Source organism: Pseudoxanthomonas sp. Root65 (genome assembly GCF_001427635.1).
In the GTDB taxonomy this organism is placed as follows: Bacteria; Pseudomonadota; Gammaproteobacteria; order Xanthomonadales; family Xanthomonadaceae; genus Pseudoxanthomonas_A.
Map to the genome: position 1 here is coordinate 902,954 of NZ_LMHA01000001.1, position 15,816 is coordinate 918,769.

The following is a 15,816-nucleotide window of genomic DNA, read 5'->3' on the forward strand; positions in this document are numbered from 1 at the left end:
TTACGTCATGACCTCTCCGCTTCCGCTGTCCGCCGTCATCATCACCAAGAACGAGGCCGACCGGCTGGGTCGCTGCCTCGCCTCGCTGCAGGGCATCTGCAGCGAAATCCTGGTGCTGGACTGCGGATCCGATGATGAAACGGTGGCGCTCGCGCAGTCGTACGGCGCACGCGTCGAACACCAGGACTGGCTGGGCTTCGCCGGCCAGAAGAACGAAGCCATCCGCCGCGCCACCCAGCCGTGGCTGCTGCTGATGGACGCGGACGAATGGCTGGCCGACGGCAGCGAGGCGTCGCTGCGCGCCCTGTTCGCCAGTGGCGACATCGAGCAGGCCGATGTGTGGCGATTGAAGCGCTGCAACTGGTTCCTCGGCCGCATGCTCAGCGGATTCGAGCGCACGGAGCGGCTGGTGCGGCCGGATCATCGCTATCTGCCGATGCGCGTGCACGAGAAACCCGACCTGGCCGGCAAGCGCGTGTGGGACTGCGACATCGTCATCGAGCACAACACCGCGCGTTCGCTGGACGCGCATCGGGCGAAGAATGCCTGCTACGCCCGCCTGTGGGCCGAGCAGCGGCATGCCGACGGTAAACGCTGTTCCGCGCTCAGTCCCTGGACCCACGCCGCCGCGTACTGGCTGAAGATGTACCTGCTGCGCGCAGCCTGGCGCGATGGCCGCCAGGGCTGGTGGTTCCATGCCAGCCACGCGCAGGCCGTCATCGACAAGTACCGCCACCTGCATGCGCTGGGGAAAAACGCATGAGCCTCACCGCCCCCCCCCTGGTTGTCCGCTGCGGGGCATTCGGCGATGTGGTGATGCTGACCACGATGATCCGGCTGCTGCATGCGCGCTACGGCCAGCGCGTCGATGTGCTGGGTTCTGGCGGCTGGACATCCCCGTTGCTGACGCCCTTGCCCGAGATCGGTCACGTGCAGATCGTGAGCAGCCGAAATACGCCGTATCCGCTCTGCCCGAGCCAATGGGCTGCGGTGCGCTGGCTGCGCGCGCGTGGCCGCGGTCCGGTCTACGTCTGCGATACCGATGCCGCGACGTTGCAGTTGCTGTCGCGTGCCGGCCTGAGCGTCGACGATATCGTGCAGCGCACCCGTGAGGACGACGAAAGCGACGGCGTGACCCGCCTGTGGCCGGACCGTTGGCTGCGGATCGGCATGCGGGACCCGTTGCACCCTTATCCGACGCGCACCGTCGAACCGTCCATCTACCGCTTTCCATACCTGCAGATCACCGATGCGGATCGTGTCGACCTGGCGGCCTGGCGCGCCGGCCGGCAGCTGGAAGGTCAATGCGTGCTGTTCCAGCCCGGCAACAAGCGCACCCACAAACGCGGCAACGTGGGAACGGCATCGCATCCCAAGTACTGGCCACCCCGCGCATGGGCACAGGTCGCCGCCGCGATCTGGCAGCGCCTGCCGCACGCCCGCATCGTGCTGTGCGGATCGCCCGCCGAGCACGGTGTGTTGGACGAGATTGCGGCCGCCACCGGGCGCGATGCGCGCCTGTACAACGCCGCCCGCGAGTTGCCGGTGCCACGCTTGCTGGCCCTGCTGGAGCAGGCCCACAGCCTGGTATCGGTGGACACCGGCCCGGCGCACGCCGCGGCCGCCCTGAGTTGCCCGCTGGTGGTCATGTTCGGCGCCGCCTCGCCCGCGAAATGGCGCCCGATCGGCCCCGGCGCGATCACCGTGCTGGGCGGCGAACGCGGCGAAGCCAGCCGGGTGCGTGACATTCCGGCCGATGACGTGATCGCGGCATGGTCGTCGCTGCCGGACCGCAACGCCGGCTGAGTCCCGCGGTCAGCCCGCCGGGCTGTGAGGCGTCGACTTCTCGATACCGTAGGGCGTCCAGGTGATCCGTTGCGCACGTGTCTGCGCGCGGATCGCCAGGTTGCGCTCGACCGATTCGCGCGTCTTGTAGCCGCGCGCATGGTCCAGGTGCACGCACACCGCCCGGTGGCGGATCTGCTTGCCGCGGATACCGTGGTTCTCCAGCCGCTCCCCCAGCTCGCGGTCGGGGCCGCCGTACTTCATGCGCTCGTCGTAGCCGTTGATCGCCAGCAGATCCGCCTTCCACGCCGACGAATTGCAGTTGTTGAACGTCGGCTTCGTGGTGGTGATGCTGTCCAGCAGCCTGCCGCCCGCGCTTCCAGCGCCGAGCTTCAACGTGTTCGACAGACCGAGACGGTCCTGCGCACGCAGCCAGCCACGATCGAAGCAGCGGCCGTCACGGATGTCGTCCGCGGTGATCGCCTTGCTGAGCTTCATGCTGAGCTTGCAGTACCCGCCCGACAGGAAACGTCCCGGCTCGGCCTGCTCCGCATGGACCTGCACGAAATCGCGGCGCGGGATGCAGTCGCCGTCGGTGAACAGGATGTAGTCGTGCCGCGCCTCCAGGATGGCGGCATTGAGGATCTCCTGGCGGCGATAGCCATCGTCGGCATGCCAGACATGGCGCAGCGGCACCGGATAGTCCGCGGCGAACCGCTCCACCAGCGCGCGGGTGGTATCCCGGGAGCCATCGTCGGCGACGATCAGCTCGAATTCCCGCCAGCTCTGGTTGCGGTAGCCCAGCAGGACCTTCTCCAGCCACTCCTCGGCGTTGTACGTACTGGCAATGACGGTGATGTTCATGATGCTCCTCCCCACGTGCGCGCCGTCCGTGCCCGGCACGGCGCCCGCTTCCCATGCGGATTGTCCCGCGCCTTGATGACAGCTGGTAGTGCCCGCCGGCCTGGCGTCAGGCAGGACCCCAGTAGCCGATTCGACGGCGGATCTTCAGCTTGCGCCACAGGTTCATCGGCTTGCGCCGGGGATTGCGCGATCCGGACGCGATGAACGCGTCGATGGCGTCCAGAACGCGTTCGCTGGACCGGCCGTCACGGTACGGATGGATGCTGTCGGCATAGGCGACGATGGCCTGCATCAGTTCGGGCGGACGCGCCAGCGCGCGGCAGATCGCCGGCTCGAACTGGCCGGCCTGGTCGATGTCGATCAGTTGCGGGCCGGGGCGGCGATTCTTGAACGTCACCACCGGCTTGTGGGTGAGCAGGAATTCGTTGAGCGCGGAGGACGTGTCGGAACACATCATGTCCACCTGCGGGAACAGGTCGAGGATGTTGTCGTCGTCGGCGAAACGCAGGTAATCGTTCTCCAGCGCGCGGAACTTCGCCACCGTGTCCGGGTTCATCTTCGGATGGAACGTCACGATCCAGCGCCATTCGCCGCTGCGCGAAAGCCGTTTCACCTCCTCGTACAAGGTTTCGGCAGCACTCCACGAGGGCGAGAACGTGGAGTGGTACAGGATGACGGGTGGATTGCGCACCGGTGGCAGCCCGCCCGCTATGTCCTTCATGAAAGGGTCGATCTTCGGCCAGCCGGTCTCGACGACCTTGAAGTGGCCGACGCGCTCGGCGATCTCGGAGAACGCGCGGGTGTCGTTCGGCCCCGTGGTGCAGTACAGATCGAAGAAGCCGCGGATGTAGATGTGCCGCGGCTTGCCGGCATCGAAGCCATGGAAGGTCTCGACCTTCACGCCGGGAAAGAAGTGCGGCACCGCATTGCTGCCGGTGATCACGGCGATGGCGTTCCAGCGACGGACCTCTTCCGTGGTCGTCAGCAGCTTCTCGTCCGGACGCAGGTCTTCGGCGCCCGGGCCATCGAAGAACCACGCTGCCTCGCCGCCGCGCGCGCGGATGGCGTCCTGCAGCGGACGCAGGATGGCGAGCGCGTAACGCTCGGAGCCATAGAGGAGGTAATGCTTGGCCATCAGTGTTCCAGATCGTGGCGGGCGAGCTTGCGGTGCGCGGCTTCGACGGAGGCCGGGTTGTGCTGCATCTCGTAGTAGCGCATGCGCTTGTAGACGGCGTAGCTGGCGGCCGTCTGCGCGATGATGAAGCCTCGCCAGCCATCCAGGAACGCCAGCCGCAGCAGGTAGTCCTTGACGAAGGCCGAGAGGTAGACCAGCGGCGTCAGCCACATGCGGACCGGGCGACGCTTGTCCCGCCAGTCCAGCGCTTTCAGTTCGCTATAGCGCAGCACTTTCAGCTGCTTGTGCACCAGGCTGGGGTTATCGGCGTGGTTGAACGGCGCCTTGAATTCCGCGGTCTCGCCTTCGAACCGCAGGGATTCGTGCACGCGCGCATTGGTCCATCGCGCGCGGCCGCGATGGTAGACGCGCGCCGACCGCTCGCCGACCATCGGCCGGTACCAGCGCATCGGGGCGCCCATCAGCCAGGTGCGTCGGCGCAGCCAGGCACCGGCCTTCGCCGACGCCATAAGCCCGGGCAGCCCAGCCTCGAGCTGAGCGGCCAGCTCGGGCGACAGGAACTCGTCCGCATCCAATACGAGGATCCAGTCGTGCGCCGCCTGCGTGCTGGCGAAATTGCGCTGCGGTCCGAAGCCCAGCCAGTCCTGGTGCACCACCCGGGCGCCGTGCGCCTTCGCGATGGCGACGGTGTCGTCCTGGCTGCCGCTGTCCACCACCACCTTGTCCGCAGCGAAGGGCACGCAGTCCAGGCAGCGGGCAATGTTCGCCGCTTCGTTGTGGGTGATGACAACGAGCGAAAGGGGAAGAAGGGACATCGGCGGATTCTACCCGCTACCGCCAACGGTCTGCGGCGTTGACGCCTCAGGCCTGCGCGGCCGGCAGCGCTCTTGCCGGGTCGGCGAAGGCGTCGGTGGCGAGTCCCGGTGGTCTGTTCGAGGTGGCCGCATCGTGCACCGGGTTGCCCGCCAGGGCGACCACCGCATCGACCAGCCGCGAACGGAACGCCGCATCGTTGTCGAGGAAGAACGTGCGCGCCGCGTCCTGCTTGGCACGCACCTCCGTGTCGTCCATCGCCAGTGCGCATGCCACCGCGGCTTCCAGCGCATCCGCTTCCACCAGATAGCGCGTGGCCAGCTGTTGCCGATCCGTGCGGGCATAGGGCATCAGGATGCCGCGCTCCGGGGTCACCAGCTCGTTCATGGGTTCTGCGTCGGTCGTCAGCACGATCGCGCCCACGCTCAGCGCTTCGACGATGTAATGGCCGAAACCCTCGGTCTCCGACGGACACAGGTGGAACAGGTTCGCGTTCTGCAGTTCGCGCAGCTCAGCATCGTCAAGATAGTCCACGCGGTGGACGATGTTCGCCGCCCGCGGCCGGAAGTCCGCCATGCGCGGGTGCTGCACGACGGTCAGCACGGGCCAATCCGGGTGCCGCGCCCATGTCTCCATCACCATGCGCGTGCGCTTTGCGCTGCTGCGCCCGGCTAGGTGGAGGAAGCTGCGCTGGCGCTCGACACCGGGCATGTGACGGTCGCCACTGGTAAAGCCGATCGGCGAAACGCCGCAGCCGTGTCGCTGGAAAATCGGCTCGGCATGCCGGGTCTTCGTCATCACCTGGTCGATGTGGCGCAGTCGGCGCACGTCGGCCGGCAGGCACCACTCGGGATTCGGAATGAAGGCGTTCCGCTCCGCCGCCTGCAGGTACTCGGGCTTGACGTGCTCGAGCATGATGTTGAGGTCGTAGCGCTCACGGCCCAGCAGGCGCCGCCCGGTCAGACGCGCGCGCTGCAGCCACGGTCCGAACCACTTCCTGAGCTTGCCCCGCCCGCGCGCGGGCTGGAGATGGACCTGCAGCCCGGCCTCCCGCAGCGCGTGTTCGATGAGGCGAAGGTCGCGGCTCAGGCCGACACCGTTGTCCCAACCGATCAGGTTCACGCGGGGCATAAAGAGGGGGCTTGCGGGGGAGCGCCGATTTTAGGAAGCGGTGTCTGACTCAAATGTGAGAGCCAGCTACCTCGTCTCCACCGCATTTCACTGCAGTTTATTTATGTGAATCGAGGCTGTGGGGTTGGCCGGCGCCAGTCAGGGCGCTTCCCAGCAAGAGTCCACCGAACACCACGAAGGCACTGGTGCTGAGCGCATGGGAAAACATCGACTGCGACATGCCGGACACCAAGTAGGTCACCACCAGCATGCCCGCCGTCCAGGACGGGCCAATCGATACGTGCAGGTGCTGCTGCCGGATCTGGCGCGCCGCGACCAGCAAGGGCGTCAGGTAGAGCAGGGCAAGACCGGCGAGCCCCACCAGCCCCATCGTGGCCCCCCATTGCGCGACGTCGTTGTGCGCATGGCCGAGCCCGCAGAAGTGCCGCTGTTCGTTCAGGCAATAAGCACTGGCATCGATCCGCGCCGCGAAGGCATCGACCCCCACGCCGATCAGCGGCGATTCGCGGAAGGCGTCCCAGGCGACCGACAGCAAGGCCATGCGCGCGCTGATGGGCTGATCCACTTCGCCGACAGCGAAGCCCGATACGTCCGCATGCAACTGGTCGAGCCGGAACTGGGCGGATAGCCAGGGGACCGTCCACATGGCGACGAACAATCCCGCCAGCAGGCAGACCGCTCCGCCCAGGCGCCACCAGCGGCGACGCGACGCCGTGCCGACCAGCAACATCAGCACGACCAGCCCCAGGCCGGGCAGGACACCGCGACTGCCACTCAGGATGACCACCAGGCTGGCCAGCACGATGACCAGGGCCAGTAGCAGTTGCAATGGCCATTCCCCTTGGGGCGGGCGGCAGAAGACGGCAAATACCAGGAGGGTCAACACCGCATTGGCGAACACGATCGGATTCGCATCGCTGCCCGCCCGTTCGACGCCCAGCGACACCTGTGCGTTCGAGATCACGAAAGCGACCAGCAGGCCCGCCAGTGCGCCGTACCAGAGGCTCGACATGCGCACGCGCGTGACCCATGCGAGCCAGGCGCACCAGGGCAGCAGCAAGGCACGCGAGGGGTTGTCCAACACCTCCAGCGACGCGCCACTCATCCACATGGACACTGCAACGACCGCGATCACGCCCAACGCAGCCGCCAACAGGACGTACACCGTGCGCGGCACGGATCGCCCGCTGCGCCACGCATCGGGCAGGGCCACGACGGTTGACGCCAGCATCAACGCGGCGAAGACCGACAGACCTTTCGGCACCACCAACAGCGCTGCGGCACTGAATCCGGCCAGCCACGCGAGCCCGCGCGCGACATCCTGTCGACGTGTACTACTTCCCTGCATCACTTCGGGTCCTGCGAATGGCAACGGCACGATCATCGGGGTGGCAACCGGAACTTCCTGCGACGAGGAAGTCTGCGCCGTCCATGTCGTCACAACGTCAACGGAACGTGAACCGATAGACGTGTGGCGCCTGCGAAGTATGCCGCACGCCGGCCATTCCGGTTGCGCTCTCTAGCGTGAGACGATCATTCGTCGCAGCATCCTGTAACGCGACTCACGCTTTGCGCAGCGATGCGTAGAAGAAGCCATCCATCGCGCGCTCGCCGGGCAGGCGCTGTCGACCGTCCACGGCCGCGTGGCCCCAGTCGTCTCCCAACGACTCCGCCACGGCGTCCGGATGTCGCTCACGGAAGCCAGCGAGTTGCTCCGCGTTTTCCCTCTTCACCAGCGAACAGGTCGCATAGACCAGTCGCCCGCCCGGGCGCAGCACCTGCCACGCCGCATCCAGCAGGCGCGCCTGCAGGCCGGTCAGCGCCACCAGGTCTTCCGGGCGCCGGTGCAGCAGCACATCCGGTTGCCGGCGGACGATGCCGGTCGCCGAACAGGGCCCATCCAGCAGGACCGCGTCGAAGGGCTGGCCGTCCCACCACGAGGCGGTGTCGGTCGCGTCGGCCGCGCGCAGCGCCGCCTCCACGCCGAGACGCTGCAGGGTCTCGCGTACGCGCTGCAGGCGCCGTTCGTCGACATCCAGCGCCAGCACCTGCAAGGAGGGATCCCGCTCGAGTAGATGTGCGGTCTTGCCACCGGGCGCGGCACACATGTCGAGCACGCGCGCGCCCGTCGAGAGATCCTGGAAAAGGTCGGCGACCCGCTGCGCCGCGCCGTCCTGCACCGATACGTCTCCCGCGGCGAACCCGGGCAGCATCGTGGCCGCGACCGGCGCGTCCAGCACCAAGGCGTCGGCCATGCCGTCCACCGATGCCGCCGCAATGCCCGCGTCCAGCAGCCGCTGCCGGTACGTGTCGCGGGTGCCGTGGCGCCGGTTGACCCGCAACCAGAGGGGCGCCTCCTGCTGGCTGGCGGCGAAGATCGCGTCCGCGTGCTGCGGCCAGTCCTCGCGCACCTGCTTCCGCAACCACGCCGGCCACAGGGCATCGGCCGGCGCCGTCGGCAGACCTTCGCGTTGCGCGCGCCGCAACAGGGCGTTCACCAGCTTGTCCTGGTGCGGACGCCCGAGCGCGCGCACCGCTTCGACCGTCGCCGACAGCGCGGCATGGGCTGGGAGTTCCATCACCACCACCTGCGCGAAGCCCACATACAGCAGCGCGCGCAGCTCGTTGTCGGCGCGCGCCAGTGGCCTGGGCATCCATGCCGCGAGCGCGGCCTCGCTGCGGGCGCGCGAGCGCAGCACCGCGAAGCAGATCGCTTCCAGCAAGGCGCGATCGCGCACGTCCTCGATCCGGGGCAGGGTCGCGGCCAGTTCGGCCTTCAGCGAACGGCCGCGGTGCATCACGGCGTCCACTACGCGGGTCGCAAGGACCCGCACCGCCACCCCAGCCTGGGTGCTCACGGCAACACCAGGTCGCGTCGCGCGTTGAGGTAGTCGGCGGCGGTGATCGCCTTGCCGCCTTCGCGCTGCACCACGCGCAGTCGCAGCACACCGCGGCCGCAGGCAATATCCAGCCCTTGCCGGCTGGCGGCCAGCAGGCTGCCGGGCGACGCGGCATGCGCCTGTTCGACCGCGACCGCACCGTGGATACGCAGGCGCTCGCCGGCGACCAGGGCTTCCGCCACCGGCCACGGGTTGAAGGCGCGCACTTTGCGCGCCAGCACCTCGGCCGGCTGCGTCCAGTCCAGCTTCGCTTCCGCCTTGTCCAGCTTGTGCGCGTACTCGACGCCCACCTCCGACTGCGGATGCGGCGGCAGACGGACGCCGGCCCGCAGCAGACCCAAGGCATCGCGCAGCACCTGCGCGCCGAGGTCGGAGAGGCGGTCGTGCAACTGCCCGCCGGTGTCGTCGGGCCCGATCGGCAGGCTCTGCGCCAGCAGCACCGGACCGGTATCGAGGCCGGCCTCCATCTGCATCAGGCAGACGCCGGTCTCGTCGTCGCCGGCCTCGATGGCACGCTGGATCGGCGCCGCACCCCGCCAGCGCGGCAGCAGCGAGGCGTGTACGTTCCAGCAGCCGTACTGCGGAATGTCGAGCACCGCCTGCGGCAGGATCAGGCCGTACGCCACCACGACCATGACATCCGGCTGCATCTCGCGCAGGGCGTCCTGGGTGGACTTCTTCTTCAGCGACAGCGGCTGCAGGACCGGGATGCCGCGCTGGATCGCCTCCAGCTTGACCGGTGAAGGCGTCAGTCCGCGGCCGCGACCAGCCGGCCGGTCGGGCTGGGTGTAGACCGCGACCACCTCATGGTGGGCATGGGCGGCGCGAAGGCAGGGCACAGCGAACGCCGGCGTGCCGGCGAAGACGATTCTCATGGGCGCGGGAAACAGGAGATGGGAAACAGAGAAGGGAAGACCACGGCCGTGGCGACGACGGGGCCGCCGGAGCGGCAGCGAACCGTCATTCCCGGTTCCCCGTTCCCGCCTTGCCGCGTTACGCCACGTGCTTGCGCTGCTTGGCCAGCTTCTTGCGCACCATCTCGCGCTTCAGCGGCGAGAGGTAGTCGACGAACAGCTTGCCGTCCAGATGATCCATCTCGTGCTGGATGCACACGGCCAGCAGGCCGTCGGCGCGCAGTTCCTGCGGCTGGCCCTGGCGGTCGAGGAAGCGCACGGTCACCTCGTCGGCACGGGTGACGTCGGCGAAGATGCCGGGCACCGACAGGCAGCCTTCCTGGTAGACCTGCTCGCCGAGCTTGTCGCTCAGCTCGGGGTTGATGAAGACCTGCGGCTGGTTCTTCTCTTCGCTGATGTCGATGACCATGAAGCGCTGATGCACGTCCACCTGGCTGGCGGCCAGGCCGATGCCCGGCGCGTCGTACATGGTCTCGAACATGTCGTCGAGCAGGCGCTGGAATGCGGGCGTGGTCACATCACCAGCGTCGACCGGCACCGCCTTCGTGCGCAGGCGCGGATCAGGGAATTCGAGGATGGGGAGCAGGGCCATGGTACGTCTCGGGAGGGGGGCGCCAGTGGAATCCGGCAAGGCCTCACGAATTCTAACGCGGGCGCTTGCGTTGCGCCGGGTTTTCTGGACTATAGTGCTGACCACCTGTCGGGGAATCAGGTAGATACCGCCATGTTTAAATGTTTTCGTACGGTTTTCGCCGTTGCGGTGCTGACCGTCGGCACTTATGCGGCTGCCGCCGAGATGGCGGCAAGCCATCCTGATACCTACGTGGTCAAGCGTGGCGACACGCTGTGGGACATTTCCGCGCGCTTCCTCAAGAAGCCGTGGCTGTGGCCCGAGATCTGGCAGGCCAATCCGCAGATCCAGAACCCGCACCTGATCTATCCGGGCGACGTCATCAGCCTGGCCTACCTGGACCGCGTGGCGGTGCAGCCGGGTCCGCGCCAGGAGGCGCCGCTCAGCGCGATCCCGTTGTCCGACATCGAGGCCTACCTGAAGGACCGTCGCGTCGTCGACAGCTTCGAGCAGCTGCCGCATGTCGCCGGCCTGGAAGAAGACCGCCTGCGCGGTTCCGGCGGCCACAACATCTACGTCCGCGGCCTGGACGGCGCGCAGGCCGGCCAGCGTTTCCTGGTCGTGCGTCCTACCGCCAAGTTCACCGACAACCCGCGTGCGCAGGACCTGGACTTCCGGGGCCGGACGATCCGCGGCGAAATCGACCAGTGGAAGGACATCGTCGAGCAATCGGGCAAGGGTGCTTTCCTGGGCTACGAGCTGGCCAAGGTCAACGTCGCCACCTTCACCCGCGGCGTGGTCCCGGGCACCGAGGTCAGCACGCTGGTGGCCGACATCGGCGGCCATGAGGTGCGCGTCGGCGACCGCCTGATCCCGGTCGACGCCCAGCCCTACGACCTGCACTTCTTCCCGCACCCGCCCGCCAGCGACCCGGCCGGCAAGCTGCGCGTGCTGGCAGTGGCCGACGCCCTCACCTCGGGCGGCACGCGCGACGTGATCGCCATTTCCGGTGGTCGCCTGGACGGTGTGGACAATGGCACGGTCTTCTCGATCTGGCGCAATGGCAGCCACACCGCCAACCGCATGGCCCACCCGGAGTCTTCGCGCATCAGCGAGTCGACCAAGTCCGGCGCCGGCCGCGTCAGCCTGCCCGACGAGTACGCCAGCCACGCGATGGTGTTCCGCACTTTCGACAAGGTCAGCTATGCGCTGGTGATGGAAAGCGTGGACGTCACGCGCGTCGGCTACGAACTGAAGCACCCCGACGCGGCCTACTGACCGGGGTCAGGCAATTCCTACGCAACACCGCGACGGCGCCTGAGGGCGCCGTCGTCATATGCGACCTACGCTGGCCGCATGCCCGACGACGATCTGATTGCGCTGGCCAGGCTGGTGCTGGCCGGCGGCCCCGTCCTGCCCCGCCGCCGCCTGCTGGAACGCCATGGCACCCCTGCGCAGGCGCTCGCAGCGGGCATCGCCCTGTGGCGCGCGGAGGGACTGGACCCCGCGCAGATCGCCCGCCTGCAGGGTGGCGACCCCGACGGTGCGCTCGAGCGCACCTGGCGCTGGCTGGAGACGCCCGGGCATCACCTGATCGGCTGGCACGATGCCGATTACCCCGCGCCCCTGCGGACGATCTCCAGCCCTCCGCTGGCCCTGTTCGTGGACGGCGATCCCGACCTGCTCTGGCGACCCGCCGTCGCCATCGTCGGCAGCCGAAGCCCGACCAGCGGCGGTCGCGACAACGCCCACTTCTTCGCGCGGTCGCTGGCGGCGGCCGGCATCGTCGTGGTCAGCGGCATGGCCCGCGGCATCGATGCGGCCGCCCACGAAGCCGCGCTGGCGGCCGGCGCCGGCACCACGGTCGCGGTGGTCGGTACCGGTCCCGACATCGCCTATCCCCCCACGCACGACCGCCTGCGCGACCACTTGGCCGCACAGGGCGCCGTGGTCAGCGAATACCCGCCCGGCACGGCCGCACTGCGCAGTCACTTCCCCGCCCGCAACCGGATCCTGGCTGGACTTTCGCTGGGCACGCTGGTCGTCGAGGCGGCCGAACAGTCCGGCGCGCTGATCACCGCCCGCCAGGCCGGCGAGGCGGGACGCGAGGTGTTCGCCGTTCCCGGCTCCATCCATAACCCCAAGGCCCGGGGCTGCCACCGCCTGATCCGCGACGGCGCCGCGCTGGTGGAGGAGCCTCGCGAGGTGGTCGAGGCGCTCGCCCCGCTGGCCAACGACCTGGCCCATGCCCTGCGTGCGCGGCTCGGCGAGACTGAATCGGGGGTGATCGCAGGCCCGGGCGAGATGCCACCCCGTCTGGACGTCGACTACCAGTGCTTGTGGGAAGCGCTCGGTCATGACCCAACAGGTATGGATCAGCTCGTCTCACGCACCCGATTGACGGCCGCGGAACTGTCCTCCATGCTGCTGGTCATGGAACTGGATGGCTTAGTAACGGCGGAACACGGCCGATACCAGAGAAAGACCGGTTTCTTCACCTCCACAGCGTCGATGACGCAGGCCGAGGGGCAATGAAAGAGAGCATCCTGGATGTACTGCTGTACCTGTTCGAACACTACTTCACCGAAGATGCGGACCCCGTCCGCGACCGCGACTCTCTCCAGAACGGCCTGATCCAGGCCGGCTTCAGCCCCACCGAGATCAGCAAGGCCTTCGATTGGCTGGATGCCCTGGCCGACCAGCGTCCGGCGGCGTCGACGCCGCGCGTCGGCGGTCCGACCCGGGTCTTCCATGGCCCGGAACTCGAGAAGCTGGACGTCGACTGCCGCGGCTTCCTGCTGTTCCTGGAACAGCATGGCGTCCTCGATGCCGACCAGCGCGAGCTGGTGCTGGACCGGGCGATGGCGCTGGACCAGGACGAACTGGACCTGGACGACCTGAAATGGGTCGTGCTGATGGTGCTGTTCAACCAGCCGGGGTCCGAGGCCGCCTACGCGTGGATGGAGACCCAGATGTTTGCCGACGAGCCCGAGCCGGTACACTGAGGCGTTGATCCGCTTCAGGGGGAAGCATGTCGGGTTGGTATTACGCCGACCGGAACCGTGAACAGCACGGTCCGGTCTCATCGGATGAACTGGTCACCCACTACCGCTTCGGGCGCGTTGCGCTGGACAGCCTGGTCTGGCGCGAAGGCTTGCCGCAATGGCAACCGCTACGCGATTTCGCCGACGAACTCGGCCTGAACCCCGCACCGGTCGATACAGTCGGCACGCCGCCTCCGGTGCCGTCCGCGCCTGCGGGCCCCTCTGCCGCCGCCGCGCCGCAGGACCGCCTGCTGCGCACGCCCGCCGCGCCGGTCGCCAAACCACGCATGTCCGGCGGCAAGATCGCGCTGATCGTCGCCGCGGTGATGGTGGTGCCGTGTATCGGCATCGCCGGCATCCTCGCCGCGATCGCGCTTCCGGCCTACAACGACTACACGCTTCGCACCAAGGTCACACAAGCGACGGTCGATAACGTCGAGCTGCGTGGCGAAGTGAAGGCATTCTTCGACGCCGAAGGCCGCTGCCCAAGCAACGGCGAAGGAACGTTCGGCACGCCCGAAAGTTATGCCGGCACCTATGTCACTCGCGCCGTCATCGGCGAGTTCGACGACGGTACCTGCGGCTTCGAGCTGGAATTCGCCAACACCGGCAACGCGCAGATCGATGGCCGCAAGCTGTGGTGGGACCTCGGCAGCGACAACAGCGAGTGGCACTGCTCGTCGGAGATCGACGACAAGTACCTGCCGCTGGACTGCCGGGGCTGAACAACGTCAGCGTGGCGACGCGGGCCACGCTTTTCACCGGGGAATGACGCAATGACGCAGTGGTACTACGCCGATGCCAACGGGCAGCGGCACGGGCCGTTCTCGGCCGAGGAACTGGAAAGCCACGTGCGCCATGCGCGCCTGGGCGCCGCATCGCTGGTGTGGCGCGAGGGGCTGCAGGACTGGCAGCCGCTGAGCGCGGTCGCCACGGAACTTGACCTGCAACTCGATGCCATCGCCACGCCGGACGTGGACGTCGCCGTGCCGGCAGCGGACGCGCCGTATACGCCGCCGACGGCGGACCTGGCGTCCTTCCAGACCATCGTCGCCGGCCATCTCGTGCACGCGGGCCTGTGGAAGCGGTTTGCCGCCAGCTTCATCGACAGCATCGTCACCACCGTCATCAGCTATGCGTTGATGATTCCGCTGATGCTGATCGGTGTGGGCGTAATGGGCGCCGGCGGCTCCGACAATCCGTTCGCCACCGGGGCCGGCCTCGCCTCCATGCTGGCCATCTATCCGATCCTGTTCCTGGCGCCCTGCATCTACTTCGGCTGGATGCAGTCCAGCTCGCTGCAGGCCAGCCTGGGCAAGCTGGCGGTGGGCATCAAGGTGGCGCGTACCGACGGCCAGCGGATGAGCTTCTGGCGCGGCTTCCTGCGCTCGCTGGCCTATCTGGTCTTCACCATGGTCACCTGCGGCCTGGGCGTGCTGATCTCCGGCCTGATGGTGGCGCTGACCGAGCGCAAGCAGGCGCTGCACGACATGCTGTGCGACACCCTGGTGGTCGACAAGTGGGCGTTCACCGCCTATCCCGAACGCCAGCGCGACGAGCTGGGCGTGGTGACCATCGTGATCCTCGCCCTGGCCGGCCTGGCGATCGTCGGCAGCATCGCGATCTACGCGGTGATGGGCATGATGCTGATGAAGGACCTGTCATGACCGAGTGGTACTACGTCGACCTGCGCCATGAGCGCCAGGGTCCGGTGGCGCAGGATGCGCTGGTGTCGCTGTTCCGCACAGGCGCCCTCAACACCTCCACGCTCGCCTGGCGCGATGGCATGAGCCAGTGGACGCCGCTGGGCGATCTGGCCGAGGGACTGGGCATCGCGGCCACGCCAGTGGCCGCACCGCCGGCGGCGGCCCAGGAGGCCGCCATCGAGCCCCCCGTCGAGCGACCGCTGACCGGTCGCGCCGTGTTCACCGCAAGCGAACCGAGCTACGCGACACCGCCGCCGGTGATGCGCGCCGAAACGGGGGCTTCGGCCGCCGATTCGCCTTATGCCGCGCCGCGTGCCGACATCGGCGTGCGTCCCTACGCGGCCGTCGTGTCGGCGGGACACGTGGTCCACGCAGGCTTCTGGAAGCGCACGGCGGCCTACCTGATCGATTACCTGATCACCAGCGTCATCGGCGGCTTTGTCGGCATGATCATCGGCGCCGTCATGGGCGGCATGATGGGATTTGCCGACGACAGCGGGATGGTGCTGCTGCAACTGGTCTCCGGCCTGGTCGGCTTCGCGATAAGTGTCGTTTACTTCTCGTGGTTCCAGTCCTCGTCGCTGCAGGCAACGCCCGGCAAACTCGCCATCGGCATCAAGGTCACCCGCAGCGACGGCGAGCCCATCAGCTTCCTGCGCGCGGTGGGTCGCTGTTTCGCCATGATCCTGAGCGGACTGATCCTGTTCATCGGCTACGTCATGGCCGGATTCACCGAGCGCAAGCAGGCGCTGCACGACATGATGTGCGACACCCTGGTGGTGGACAAATGGGCCTTCACGGCCTACCCGGACCGCCAGCGCGAGGAACTGGGCACTGTGACCCTGGTCGTCCTGATCATCGGCGGCCTGCTCTTCGTGGGGGCCATCCTGCTGGTCATCGCGGCCATCGGCGCGGCCGCCGCCCTCGGCCGCTGAGCCCGCCCGCCGGCGGCG

16 protein-coding genes are annotated in these 15,816 nt (G+C 68.0%); 8 read left to right on the forward strand and 8 right to left on the reverse strand.

The window, feature by feature from the left end:
* Positions 1 to 7: 7 nt before the first annotated feature.
* Positions 8 to 763: a glycosyltransferase family 2 protein gene (locus tag ASD77_RS03945; protein WP_055937593.1), complete on the forward strand. Its 756-nt coding sequence runs from the start codon at positions 8 to 10 to the stop codon at positions 761 to 763.
* Positions 760 to 1,806 (forward strand): glycosyltransferase family 9 protein, encoded by a 1,047-nt coding sequence (locus ASD77_RS03950; protein ID WP_082563113.1) that lies wholly within the window; start codon positions 760 to 762, stop codon positions 1,804 to 1,806. The genes ASD77_RS03945 and ASD77_RS03950 overlap by 4 nt, the downstream gene beginning before the upstream one ends.
* 9 nt (positions 1,807 to 1,815) lie before the next feature.
* On the opposite strand, the gene ASD77_RS03955 is transcribed toward ASD77_RS03950, so the two are convergent.
* From ASD77_RS03955 to def, 8 genes are all read right to left on the reverse strand, one after another.
* Positions 1,816 to 2,649, reverse strand: coding sequence for a glycosyltransferase family 2 protein (locus ASD77_RS03955; protein ID WP_055941032.1), 834 nt, complete (start codon positions 2,647 to 2,649; stop codon positions 1,816 to 1,818).
* A gap of 106 nt (positions 2,650 to 2,755) precedes the next feature.
* Entirely contained in the window at positions 2,756 to 3,784 is a 1,029-nt protein-coding gene (locus tag ASD77_RS03960; RefSeq protein ID WP_055937599.1) for a CDP-glycerol glycerophosphotransferase family protein, read from the reverse strand.
* Entirely contained in the window at positions 3,784 to 4,599 is an 816-nt protein-coding gene (locus ASD77_RS03965) for a glycosyltransferase family 2 protein (RefSeq protein ID WP_055937601.1), read from the reverse strand. The genes ASD77_RS03960 and ASD77_RS03965 overlap by 1 nt, the downstream gene beginning before the upstream one ends.
* 46 nt (positions 4,600 to 4,645) lie before the next feature.
* Positions 4,646 to 5,728: a glycosyltransferase gene (locus ASD77_RS03970; RefSeq protein WP_055937604.1), complete on the reverse strand. Its 1,083-nt coding sequence runs from the start codon at positions 5,726 to 5,728 to the stop codon at positions 4,646 to 4,648.
* Between the two features lie 97 nt (positions 5,729 to 5,825).
* Positions 5,826 to 7,112, reverse strand: a complete 1,287-nt coding sequence (locus ASD77_RS03975; RefSeq protein ID WP_055937607.1) for an O-antigen ligase family protein — start codon at positions 7,110 to 7,112, stop codon at positions 5,826 to 5,828.
* Between the two features lie 178 nt (positions 7,113 to 7,290).
* Positions 7,291 to 8,586: a 16S rRNA (cytosine(967)-C(5))-methyltransferase RsmB gene (rsmB, locus tag ASD77_RS03980; RefSeq protein WP_055937610.1), complete on the reverse strand. Its 1,296-nt coding sequence runs from the start codon at positions 8,584 to 8,586 to the stop codon at positions 7,291 to 7,293.
* Entirely contained in the window at positions 8,583 to 9,503 is a 921-nt protein-coding gene (gene fmt / locus ASD77_RS03985) for a methionyl-tRNA formyltransferase (protein WP_055937613.1), read from the reverse strand. Before fmt ends, rsmB begins: the two co-directional genes overlap by 4 nt.
* Before the next feature lie 118 nt (positions 9,504 to 9,621).
* Positions 9,622 to 10,134 carry a peptide deformylase gene (gene def / locus ASD77_RS03990; RefSeq protein WP_055937616.1) on the reverse strand — a complete coding sequence of 171 codons (513 nt, stop codon included), beginning with the start codon at positions 10,132 to 10,134 and terminating at the stop codon, positions 9,622 to 9,624.
* A gap of 132 nt (positions 10,135 to 10,266) precedes the next feature.
* Here def and ASD77_RS03995 point away from each other — a divergent pair, with 132 nt between their 5' ends.
* From ASD77_RS03995 to ASD77_RS04020, 6 genes are all read left to right on the forward strand, one after another.
* Positions 10,267 to 11,391 carry a LysM peptidoglycan-binding domain-containing protein gene (locus ASD77_RS03995; RefSeq protein ID WP_055937625.1) on the forward strand — a complete coding sequence of 375 codons (1,125 nt, stop codon included), beginning with the start codon at positions 10,267 to 10,269 and terminating at the stop codon, positions 11,389 to 11,391.
* A 78-nt stretch (positions 11,392 to 11,469) separates the two neighbouring features.
* Positions 11,470 to 12,648: a DNA-processing protein DprA gene (gene dprA / locus ASD77_RS04000; protein WP_055937628.1), complete on the forward strand. Its 1,179-nt coding sequence runs from the start codon at positions 11,470 to 11,472 to the stop codon at positions 12,646 to 12,648.
* On the forward strand, positions 12,645 to 13,118 hold the full coding sequence (locus ASD77_RS04005; protein WP_055937630.1) for a DUF494 family protein: 474 nt from the start codon (positions 12,645 to 12,647) through the stop codon (positions 13,116 to 13,118). The genes dprA and ASD77_RS04005 overlap by 4 nt, the downstream gene beginning before the upstream one ends.
* A 26-nt stretch (positions 13,119 to 13,144) precedes the next feature.
* A complete protein-coding gene (locus ASD77_RS04010) occupies positions 13,145 to 13,882 on the forward strand; it encodes a GYF domain-containing protein (protein ID WP_055937632.1) in 738 nt (245 codons plus the stop codon).
* Positions 13,883 to 13,933: 51 nt separating this feature from the next.
* A complete protein-coding gene (locus ASD77_RS04015; RefSeq protein WP_055937635.1) occupies positions 13,934 to 14,824 on the forward strand; it encodes an RDD family protein in 891 nt (296 codons plus the stop codon).
* Entirely contained in the window at positions 14,821 to 15,798 is a 978-nt protein-coding gene (locus tag ASD77_RS04020) for an RDD family protein (protein WP_055937638.1), read from the forward strand. Before ASD77_RS04015 ends, ASD77_RS04020 begins: the two co-directional genes overlap by 4 nt.
* Positions 15,799 to 15,816: the final 18 nt, after the last annotated feature.

Bases quoted from the DNA above. Each gene is read 5' to 3' on its own strand.
- ASD77_RS03965 (WP_055937601.1), bottom strand. From the start codon at position 4,599: ATGTCCCTTCTTCCCCTTTCGCTCGTTGTCATCACCCACAACGAAGCG.
- ASD77_RS03960 (WP_055937599.1), bottom strand. From the start codon at position 3,784: ATGGCCAAGCATTACCTCCTCTATGGCTCCGAGCGTTACGCGCTCGCC.
- ASD77_RS04020 (WP_055937638.1), top strand. From the start codon at position 14,821: ATGACCGAGTGGTACTACGTCGACCTGCGCCATGAGCGCCAGGGTCCG.
- ASD77_RS03950 (WP_082563113.1), top strand. From the start codon at position 760: ATGAGCCTCACCGCCCCCCCCCTGGTTGTCCGCTGCGGGGCATTCGGC.
- ASD77_RS03955 (WP_055941032.1), bottom strand. From the start codon at position 2,649: ATGAACATCACCGTCATTGCCAGTACGTACAACGCCGAGGAGTGGCTG.
- dprA (WP_055937628.1), top strand. From the start codon at position 11,470: ATGCCCGACGACGATCTGATTGCGCTGGCCAGGCTGGTGCTGGCCGGC.
- def (WP_055937616.1), bottom strand. From the start codon at position 10,134: ATGGCCCTGCTCCCCATCCTCGAATTCCCTGATCCGCGCCTGCGCACG.
- ASD77_RS04010 (WP_055937632.1), top strand. From the start codon at position 13,145: ATGTCGGGTTGGTATTACGCCGACCGGAACCGTGAACAGCACGGTCCG.
- ASD77_RS03975 (WP_055937607.1), bottom strand. From the start codon at position 7,112: ATGATCGTGCCGTTGCCATTCGCAGGACCCGAAGTGATGCAGGGAAGT.
- fmt (WP_055937613.1), bottom strand. From the start codon at position 9,503: ATGAGAATCGTCTTCGCCGGCACGCCGGCGTTCGCTGTGCCCTGCCTT.
- ASD77_RS03970 (WP_055937604.1), bottom strand. From the start codon at position 5,728: ATGCCCCGCGTGAACCTGATCGGTTGGGACAACGGTGTCGGCCTGAGC.
- ASD77_RS03945 (WP_055937593.1), top strand. From the start codon at position 8: ATGACCTCTCCGCTTCCGCTGTCCGCCGTCATCATCACCAAGAACGAG.
- ASD77_RS04005 (WP_055937630.1), top strand. From the start codon at position 12,645: ATGAAAGAGAGCATCCTGGATGTACTGCTGTACCTGTTCGAACACTAC.
- ASD77_RS03995 (WP_055937625.1), top strand. From the start codon at position 10,267: ATGTTTAAATGTTTTCGTACGGTTTTCGCCGTTGCGGTGCTGACCGTC.
- ASD77_RS04015 (WP_055937635.1), top strand. From the start codon at position 13,934: ATGACGCAGTGGTACTACGCCGATGCCAACGGGCAGCGGCACGGGCCG.